The following is a 2,150-nucleotide window of genomic DNA, read 5'->3' as shown; positions in this document are numbered from 1 at the left end:
GCCGATCAGGCGCCAGAGGTCCCGGGGGCCGGCCGCCGACGGGAACCTGCACGCGAGGCCGATGATCGCCACGTCCGTCGGCCGCGCGGGTTGCTTCGCGGAATGAGGTCTAGCACGACCCGTGCCGCCCGTCGATCCGCGGCGCATTACTGGGACCGCCGGCACGGACGAGGCAGGCGGCGCCTCGACGCGCGCGCACCCGCATTGCGAAACCGTTGCATGGACGCGAACGTACCGCTAAAGACCGGCGTCGTCGTCGAGGATCGCGAAGAGCTGACTCTCGGTCGCGGTGTTGATGTCGTCGTCGAACGGGACGTCGGCGTACTCCGGTTCGGGCGGGGCGGTCAGGCCCGCGAGCATGACCTGCAGCCGACCGCTCAACCGCGCCCTGTCGTCGGTATTCCAGCCCGGTCTGTCGAGCAGAGCCTGCAGTTCCCGGGCGATGTCGTTGAAGCGGGCCATCGGATCCGGCTGCTTGTCACCCGAAGCTACTGTGCTGGTGGCGATTTCGGCGTCGACGTACTCGGCCAGAGCAGACGGCGTGGGGTGATCGAAGATCACCGTGGGCGACAGGGTCAGCCCCGTCGCCGTCTTGAGCCGGTTGCGCAATTCGACCGCGGTCAGCGAATCGAACCCGAGGTCTTGGAAAGCCTTTTCGCCGTCGATGTCCGCGACACTTTGGCCCAACACGGTGGCGGCATTGCCGCAGACCAGGTCCACGAGTTCGCGGCGGCGCTGCTCGGCGGTCATACCCTCCAGCCGCGCCCGTAATCCGGTCGCCGCCATGGTGGCGTCGGCGTCGGCGACGACACGACGCGTCGGGCGGGCGGCCAGCTCCCGCAACAACGGCGGCAGGTCGTCGGCGTTGCCGGCCAACGCAACCCGGTCCAGCCGCGTGGCCACCACGACGGGGCGCTCGCCCAGCAAGGCGGTGTCGAACAGTTCGAGCGCCTGCTCGCTCGACAGGGCCGCCAGGCCGGACCGGCCGATGCGGGATCTGTCGCGATCGCCCAGATGGGCGGTCATACCCGAGGCCTGCTCCCACAGCCCCCAGGCCAGCGACAGGCCCGGCAACCCGTGCGCACGCCGGTACGCGGCCAGCGCATCGAGGAAGCTGTTGGCGGCGGCATAGTTGCCCTGGCCGGGCGCGCCCACGATCCCCGCCAGCGACGAAAACAGCACGAACGCGGCCAGATCCAGATCTTGGGTCAGTTCGTGCAGATGCCAGGCCCCATCGACCTTGGCACGCAGCACCGTGTCCACCCGATCCGGGGTCAGCGAGGCGACCATGCCGTCGTCGAGGACGCCGGCGGCGTGGATCACGCCCGTCAACGGATGTTCCTCGGGCACGCCGGCCAGCAGTGCCGCCAGCGCGTCCCGATCGGCCACGTCGCAGGCCACCACCGACACCCGCGTCCCCCGCTGCGACAACTCCTCCACCAGCAGATCGACACCGTCGGCGGCCGGACCGCGACGACCGGCCAACACCAGATGCCGAACGCCGTAACGGCTCACCAGGTGCCGGGCCACCGCGGCGCCCGCCATGCCGGTTCCACCGGTGATCAGCACCGTGCCCGCGGCCAGCCCGACGCCGGGCGCGCCGGGCAGCGTGAGCACCACCTTGCCGATATGGCGGGCCTGGCTGACGAACCGGTAGGCGTCCGCGGCGCGCCGCACATCGAAAGCCTTGACCGGCAACGGCTCGAGGGCTCCCTCGGCGAACAAGGCCGTCAGCTCGCCGAGCATCGCCGCGATGCGGTCTTCCCCGGCCTCCATGAGATCGAATGCCCGGTAACGGACGTCGCGGTATCGCTCGGCGACGACCCGGGGGTCGCGCAGATCCGTTTTGCCCATCTCGATGAAGCGCCCACCGGGGCGCAGCAACCGCAACGAGGCGTCGGTGAACTCCCCGGCCAGCGAGTTGAGCACCACGTCCACACCCGCGCCGCCGGTGGTGGCCAGGAACTTCTGCTCGAACTCCAACGTCCGCGAGTCGCCGATGTGATCGTCGTCGAATCCCATGTCCCGCAACGTGTCCCACTTGCGGCGGCTGGCCGTGGCGAAAACCTCTACGCCCCAATGCCTGGCCAGCTGCACCGCGGCCATCCCGACCCCGCCCGTCGCGGCGTGCACCAACACCCGCTCACCGG

1 protein-coding gene is annotated in these 2,150 nt (G+C 70.2%); it reads right to left on the bottom strand.

The genetic code is table 11. From position 1 onward, the window contains the following. Window positions 1–237 precede the first annotated feature (237 nt). Window positions 238–2,150: type I polyketide synthase (locus tag AC2VOR_RS14420; RefSeq protein ID WP_486963992.1), on the bottom strand; the 1,913-nt coding region annotated here is incomplete at its 5' end.

This window comes from Mycobacterium sp. TH-M103 (genome assembly GCF_057473785.1).
The sequence above is the reverse complement of the archived record's forward strand: the minus strand, read 5'-3'. Positions and strand labels throughout refer to the sequence as shown.